Here is a 6,864-nt window from a genome sequence, read left to right on the forward strand (position 1 = left end):
TACAGTGATGATAGCAAAGTCCGGCGCTGCGACCGCCGCGCATCAGCCCGCGAGCCACACGACCGTCAGCGAGCGCACGCCCTGCGCGCCGCGAATCAGTACGCCCTCGATATCGGCGGTGGCCGAAGGGCCGGTAACGAGCGCCGCGTAGCGCGCCCTGCGGAAATCGTCGCGACGATAGACGTCTTGCAGTCCATCGAGCAATTGCGCCGGATCGAGCAGCACGACCAGATGCTGAACGATGTAGCCCAATGCATTGACCACATATTCGCGCTCGCTAAACCACACCGAGCCGGTTTCGGCGACGCCAAAGCGCGCACGGACCAAACCGACGTCGACGTCCTGCAGCGATGCGGGGGCCGTATCCGCGCCGATCACGCGCGTGCCCGGCACTTCGGCGCTCGCCGATGCGATCGATGCCGTCGCGCCAAAACGCTCGCGAATCAGATCGCTGACGTCGCTCGCGCTGGCCGCTTCGACGCAAGTGCCGCCCATCGTTTGCAACGCCGCCGTGAAGCGCGCCCGCAGATCGCCGCCAACCGCTTCGAACAGCGGCACGTCGGGACGCGGCCGCGCGGCCGGTTGCGCGGCGCGCACCTTGGCGAGAAAAGCCTCACGCGTTGTCATCGCCGCCTCCGCGATTCTTTTTGTACCAGGCATGAAAAGTCATCTTCGGCGCCTCCGGCAATTCGCGCTGCCGGCCCCAGATATTCAGAGGGTTGTACAGCACGAAATTCGGCAGCCGCCGCAACGCGCTGCCCATCGACGACACCGTCGCGCGATACAAGGTCGGACTCGATAGCAGACGCCCCGCCATCTTCAGGACCTCCTGCTTCACGAACGGCACTTCGTGCTGCTCGGCGATCACCGCGCGCCATTTATAGATCTGCTCGTGAATGTTGATCTTCACCGGACACACATTCGTGCAACTGCCATTGAGTGTCGATGCGAACGGCAACGCGCTATAGCGTTTCAGATCGAACGTCGGATTGATGATCGCACCGATCGGCCCCGAATAGGTGCCGCCATACGACAGGCCGCCGCTGCGTCGATAGACCGGACACGTATTCATGCACGCGCCGCAGCGTATGCATTTGAGCGAGTACCAGAAGTCCTCCATCGCGAGCCGTTCGGAGCGGCCATGATCGACGAGGATGAAATGCATCTCGGTGCCCGGCCGCGGCGCACGAAAATGCGACGTGTACTGTGTGATCGGCGAACCCAATGCGCTGCGCGACAGCATGCGCACGAACACGCCGAGATCCGACACCTTCGGTATCAGCTTCTCGATTCCGATCGATGCGATATGCAGCGGCGGCACGTTCGCCGAAAGATCGGCATTGCCTTCGTTCGTGCAGACGACGACCGTGCCCGTTTCCGCCACCGCGAAATTGCAGCCGGTCATGCCTGCCGTTTTCTCGCCCACGAAATACGGCCGCGTATTCATGCGCTGGCTTTCGGCCAGATAGTGGATATCGCTATTGCTCGGATCGGTGCCGATGGTCCGGCCGAACAGCTCGGCCACGTCCGCGCGCAGCTTGTGCACGGCCGGCACGACCATATGGCTCGGGTCCTGATGATCGAGCTGCTGGATGCGCTCGCCGAGGTCCGTTTCCATCACGGTAATGCCGCGCGGTTCGAGATACTCGCGCATCCGGCATTCGTCGGTCAGCATCGACTTGCTCTTCACGAGCGTCGTCATGCCGCGCCCGGACATCAGCTTGTGGACGATCGCGTTGTGCTCTTCCGCGCTCGCTGCCCAATGCACGACCACGCCATTGGCCTCGGCCGCCGCCGCGAACTGCTCCAGGTAGTCGGCCAGATGCGACAGCGTGTGTTCCTTGATGCCCGACGCCAGCGAGCGCAACGTTTCCCATTCGGCAATGCCGTGCGCCTGCGCGTCGCGTTTCTCGCGCAGGTCCCACAGACGCTTGTCGTGAAACGCGACATGCTCGGTCTTGCTGATGAAAGAACCCGCGGCTTTGGCGTGATCGATGCGGTGATGGTCGCCGCTCATGCGCGTGCTCCATTGAGAACCTGCGCGATATGAATGAAGCGCGCGTCGGCTTTCATGCGTTCCGCGCAACCCTGCTGGTGCATCAGGCACGACATGTCGCCCGAAACGATGTACTCGGCGCCCGCATCCAGATGGTCGCGCACCTTGTCCTGCCCCATGCGCACCGACACCGCCTCTTCGGTGACCGAGAACGTGCCGCCAAAACCGCAGCATTCGTCGGGCCTCGCCGGCTTGACGAACTCGATGCCCTTCACGCCTTCGAGCAACGCGCGCGGCTTCGCAAACGGCGTGCCGGCGATTTCCGACGCCGACGCCTGCTTCAGATGACGCAGCGCGCTGCAACTGGTGTGTAGACCGACACGATGCGGAAACTCGGCCCACGGAAATTCGCGCGCGCCGATCACGTCGTGCAGAAACTCGACCAGTTCGTAAGCGCCTGCGCGTACTTTCTTCACTTCGTCGGTCTGCTCGAGCGCGGTCAGATGTTCGCGCACGTGATGAATGCAACTCGCGGACGGCCCGACGATGTAGTCGTAACCCGCGAAGTTGCGCGCGAATAGTCGCTCCGTGGCGGCGGCGTCCGCATGCGCGCCGCTATTGGCCATCGGCTGGCCGCAGCAGGTCTGCTGCTGCGGATAGTCGACCTCGATGCCGAAACGTTCGAGCAGTTCGAGCGTCGCGATACCGACCTCGGGATAGAACGCGTCGATAAAGCACGGGATAAACAGCGCGACTTTCATAGGCTCTTCAGGAAAAGCGGCGGGAACGATGTCTGTTGACCGGTGTGACCGGTGTGGCCTGTCTGGCCGTCTTGGTCATGTTGGTCTGACCAAGACTATAAAAAAGTCCGTTGGCGGTGTCAATTCGGACGGCGCGGGCCTTGAAATCAGGGAATCAGGAAATCACCGCAGCCGACGGCTTCGTCGCATCGTCCTTGTAAATCTCTCGCACGAACGCCAGATGCCGCTCGGCGGCCTTGCGTGCCTTGGGCGCATCGCCTGCGACGACCGCGTCGTAAATCGCCTGGTGCTGGCTCATCAACTGCTTCTCCATCGCGTCGTCGTAATCGATCAACCGATGATACTGGCGCATGCCCTCGCGAATCAGCGCATGAATGCCGTGCATCACATGCGCCAGCGCGACATTGTGCGTAGAGTCGGCGATCGCGAGATGAAACGCGGCATCGAGTTCGGCGAGATTCGCGCGATCGCGCGAGAGCGACGCGGCCTTCAACGCCTCGAACGCCGCGCGGATTTTCTTCAGATCGGTGGCGGTTGCGCGCTGCGCGGCATAGACCGTCGAAATCGCTTCGAGCCCCTGGCGCAACTCCAGAATGTCGGCGCTGGTGCGCGGATTCTGCAGCAACAGTTCGGCAAGCGGCTTCGAGATGATGGGCGCGGTCACGTCGACCACCGTGAAACCGCCGCGCCCCGACGTTTCGATGTAACCGTCCGCCTCCAGCCGGATCAGCGCCTCGCGCAGCGATGGTCGCGACACGCCGAGCTGCGCCGCGAGATCGCGCTCGGCCGGCAGACGGTCGCCGGGCATCAGCGTGCCCTCCGAGATCAATTGCTTGATCTGGTCGGACACCACGTCGGAAATGCGCTTGCGCGCGAAGGACGGAATCGGGGTGAATGGCATAAGCAGCGAACGATGAAGCCGGTTGACAGAGCGCGCGGCTACTCCACGGTGCGGGGAATTATACCGTTCGACACCGTGCGACGATTCGCCGATCTCAACGCGGCTGCGCCGTATAAAAGCTCACGAGGTCACGCTTCATCGCGTGCAACGCGGCATCGTCGAGATACACCATATGGCCGGTCGGATAGTAGGCGATGCGCACGTTCTCGCGCAGCGACCGATCGAGGCCGAGATGCGCGAGCGCATATTCGGTCGCATAGAACGGCGTGGCGAGATCGAAGTAGCCGTTCAGCGATAACACCCGCAACTGTGGATTCTGCCGCATCGCTTCGGCCAGATCGCCGCCCGCGTAGGGCAGCTCCAGCCGTTCGCCCCACCATTCGCGATGTTTCCAGTCCCATTGCTTCAACGCGTCGTCGCTGAACACCAGGTAACGGTCGGTTGGCGTGTAGTGCAGGTCGTCCGACAGATGCTGATGAAGCGCCGCATTGAACGCATTCGACACGCTGCTCACCGACGCATCGAAGTCCGGATCCTCCGATGCATCGTCGTAGTTCAGGCCTTCGAAACGCGCATCGTAGCGGCCCACGCTGCGCGACTCGTTGCGCAGCAACTCGTTTCGAAAACGCGACGGATAAAGACGCAGACGGTTCCGCATCACGAACCCCACGTCCAATCCGGTGAAGTACGCGATGCGCGCGGCGATCGCGTCGCGCTGGTCGTCGGGCAGCGCATCGCCCTGTTCGAGCGCCTGCGCATAGGGTCCGCGGGCGAACGCGCGTGCTTCGTCGAGAAAGGCCGGCAGGCTCGCGGGCTTCGGCGTGACCTTGTCGTGATACCACGCGATCGCCGCGAAACTCGGCAGATAACTCTCGCTCCTGAAATCGTTGCCAGGCGTGAACGCCGCGGAATTGAGCACCGACGACAGCAGGATCACGCCGTTCAGCGCGATATTGTTCTGCCCCAACCGATAAGCGAGCATCGCGGCGCGCGCGGTGCCATACGATTCGCCGAGCAGGTACTTCGGCGAATTCCAGCGCTGATTCATCGTCAGATAACGGTCGATGAATTGCGCAAACGCACTGACGTCCTGATCGACGCCCCAGAAGTCCTTGCCCGTGCCATGCCCGACCGGTCTCGACAGGCCCGCGCCGACCGCGTCGATGAACACGAGGTCGCTGGTATCGAGCAGGCTGTCGGGGTTGTCGTCGAGCGTGTACGGCGCGGGCGGCGTGCTCGCGGGGCTCGCGGTGCGCACGCGTTTCGGGCCGACCGAGCCCATCATCAGGAATACGCTGCCGGCGCCTGGGCCGCCGTTGAACAGAAAGGTGATCGGACGCGTCGCAGGCGTCCTGCTCGGCACCGTGTACGCGACATAGAACACGCTCGCGTTGGGCGCGCCGGTCTTGTCGTGCAGCAACAGATTGCCCGCGCTCGCCGTGTAGTCGAGCTTGCGGCCGTTCAGGCGAAGCGAATGCGTGGTGACGCTGGTGGTTTCGGGCGGCACGGGAATCGCGGGCGTCGAAGCCCTGTCGTTGCGAGGCGTTGCCGTCGCGTCGGCCGAGTCCGGTGCATTCGATGCAGGCTGTGTGTCGCCACGCGCAGCCGTCCGCTTGCGCGGCTCGCCGTTCGGGCGCGCCGTCATCGCGTGCGGCTCGCTCGATTCGCCGACCGGCGACGCGTTCGCCTCCGGCCCCTGGCGTGGTGCGATCGGCGCGAATGCGGCGGCGTCCGTGCTTCCCCCCGTTGCCGTGCTTTCCGAGGTGCTCGACGCATCGGCCTGTTCGGCTGCCATGCACCGTTCGCCGAACGGCACCACACCAGCGACAGAGAGCGTCACCGTCAGCGCGGCGGCCGGCAATCCGGCTGTCAGCAAGCGGCGCAATGAAGAAGAGAAGCGATGGATCATGAAGTTTTCCGCGACGAGTCGAAACGCGCTGGAATCGAGCTAGCCGGGTTCGGGAGCACACCCGGCGCTCGATTCTTGACGCAAGTTTGCGCGGCGTCAACGGTCGGCGCCACAGCACGCCGAACATTACGAAGCGCTTTTTCCTCGACGTGGCGCAGACCTGCGCAGTCATGGCAGAATCGACAGCGCCTTCGTCGCCTTGTCGAGGATACCCAATGGACCAACTGGTACTGGATGCATTCGACGCTGCCGCGCTGATCCCCGGCTTTCGCGCGCCGCAACTGCCGCACGAGCAGCCCGACCCCTCGACCCTCGACGCCGCCGACCACGCGATGCGGCACTGGACTAGCACCGTCAGCGGCCCGCTGGCGCCCGGCTCCGACGTGCACCGGCAGGAAATGTGCCGCATGTTTCGCGAGACCTTCAATCCGTATCGCCCGGCCGTGCTCGCATGGCCGCAGCTCGAAGCCGCGACGCTCAAGCGCATCGTCGATCTGCCGATCTGGGACATCGCCGTGCAAACCGAAGGCAGGGCGCGCCTGCGCATGGCCGCCTACGCGGCCTCGCTCGACACCCCGGAGCTGCGCGACGCACTTGCGCTGAACGCGTGGGAAGAGAACCGCCATAAGGAAGTGCTGTCGCGCATGGTGCATGCGTATGGCATCGCGCTCGCGAGCGAGCCGTCGTACGTCTATCCGAAAGACACGGAACGGGCTTACCTCGTGACCGGCTATAGCGAATGTATCGACAGCTTCTTCGCGTTCGGCCTGTTCGAGGTGGCGCGGCGCTCGGGCCTGTTCCCGCCGGCACTGACCGAGACATTCGAGCCGGTGATGCAGGAAGAGTGCCGCCATATTCTGCTCTTCGCGAACTGGGTCGCGTGGCATCGCGCGCAGCTTTCATGGTGGCAGCGCATCCGCTTCGAGCTCAAGGTGGCGGGTGTGTGGGCGTTTCTGGTGTGGGAGCGCATTGGCCTCGCACGTGCGATGGATGCTGACGGCAACGTCCATGAGCACGATAACAACTTCACGGTAAACGGCGCGCAGTCGGTAACGGATGTCGATATCAGCGTGCCCGAATTGATGCAACTGTGTCTTCAGGAAAACGAACGTCGATTCGCGGGGTATGACCCACGGTTGTTGCGGCCCGAAACGATGCCTCGGCTGGTGCGCTTCGGCCTGAAATTGGTGCGCAGGAAAAAGTAAGCCGCGCCGAACGCACTGCCCAGCCACCTTCGGCTGGCCGTGGTGACCACCGACCGGATCGTCGCAATCTACAACCCACCGCCCTCTCGGTC

Annotated in this window: 6 protein-coding genes; 1 reads left to right on the forward strand and 5 read right to left on the reverse strand. The window is 63.6% G+C overall.

Annotation, left to right across the window (positions count from 1 at the left end):
* Positions 1 to 42: 42 nt before the first annotated feature.
* The 5 genes from F6X40_RS13130 to F6X40_RS13150 all read right to left on the reverse strand — a co-directional run bounded on the left by F6X40_RS13130 (position 43) and on the right by F6X40_RS13150 (position 5,567).
* A complete protein-coding gene (locus tag F6X40_RS13130) occupies positions 43 to 627 on the reverse strand; it encodes a lactate utilization protein C (protein WP_187628155.1) in 585 nt (194 codons plus the stop codon).
* Positions 614 to 2,017, reverse strand: a complete 1,404-nt coding sequence (locus F6X40_RS13135; protein ID WP_187628156.1) for a lactate utilization protein B — start codon at positions 2,015 to 2,017, stop codon at positions 614 to 616. The genes F6X40_RS13130 and F6X40_RS13135 overlap by 14 nt, the downstream gene beginning before the upstream one ends.
* Positions 2,014 to 2,757: a (Fe-S)-binding protein gene (locus tag F6X40_RS13140; protein WP_187628157.1), complete on the reverse strand. Its 744-nt coding sequence runs from the start codon at positions 2,755 to 2,757 to the stop codon at positions 2,014 to 2,016. Before F6X40_RS13140 ends, F6X40_RS13135 begins: the two co-directional genes overlap by 4 nt.
* Positions 2,758 to 2,911: 154 nt before the next feature.
* A complete protein-coding gene (locus F6X40_RS13145) occupies positions 2,912 to 3,658 on the reverse strand; it encodes a FadR/GntR family transcriptional regulator (RefSeq protein ID WP_187628158.1) in 747 nt (248 codons plus the stop codon).
* A 94-nt stretch (positions 3,659 to 3,752) separates the two neighbouring features.
* Positions 3,753 to 5,567 (reverse strand): S10 family serine carboxypeptidase-like protein, encoded by a 1,815-nt coding sequence (locus F6X40_RS13150; protein ID WP_187628159.1) that lies wholly within the window; start codon positions 5,565 to 5,567, stop codon positions 3,753 to 3,755.
* Between the two features lie 215 nt (positions 5,568 to 5,782).
* On the opposite strand from F6X40_RS13150, the gene F6X40_RS13155 reads away from it, so the two are divergent.
* A complete protein-coding gene (locus F6X40_RS13155; RefSeq protein WP_187628160.1) occupies positions 5,783 to 6,772 on the forward strand; it encodes a ferritin-like domain-containing protein in 990 nt (329 codons plus the stop codon).
* The last annotated feature ends 92 nt before the right edge of the window (positions 6,773 to 6,864 follow it).

Origin of the sequence: Paraburkholderia sp. UCT31, assembly GCF_014397655.1 — a bacterium.
Taxonomy (GTDB): domain Bacteria; phylum Pseudomonadota; class Gammaproteobacteria; order Burkholderiales; family Burkholderiaceae; genus Paraburkholderia; species Paraburkholderia tuberum.

Excerpts from the sequence above, each read along its gene's own strand:
- F6X40_RS13145 (WP_187628158.1), bottom strand. The coding sequence starts at position 3,658 with ATGCCATTCACCCCGATTCCGTCCTTCGCGCGCAAGCGCATTTCCGAC.
- F6X40_RS13140 (WP_187628157.1), bottom strand. The coding sequence starts at position 2,757 with ATGAAAGTCGCGCTGTTTATCCCGTGCTTTATCGACGCGTTCTATCCC.
- F6X40_RS13155 (WP_187628160.1), top strand. The coding sequence starts at position 5,783 with ATGGACCAACTGGTACTGGATGCATTCGACGCTGCCGCGCTGATCCCC.
- F6X40_RS13130 (WP_187628155.1), bottom strand. The coding sequence starts at position 627 with ATGACAACGCGTGAGGCTTTTCTCGCCAAGGTGCGCGCCGCGCAACCG.
- F6X40_RS13150 (WP_187628159.1), bottom strand. The coding sequence starts at position 5,567 with ATGATCCATCGCTTCTCTTCTTCATTGCGCCGCTTGCTGACAGCCGGA.
- F6X40_RS13135 (WP_187628156.1), bottom strand. The coding sequence starts at position 2,017 with ATGAGCGGCGACCATCACCGCATCGATCACGCCAAAGCCGCGGGTTCT.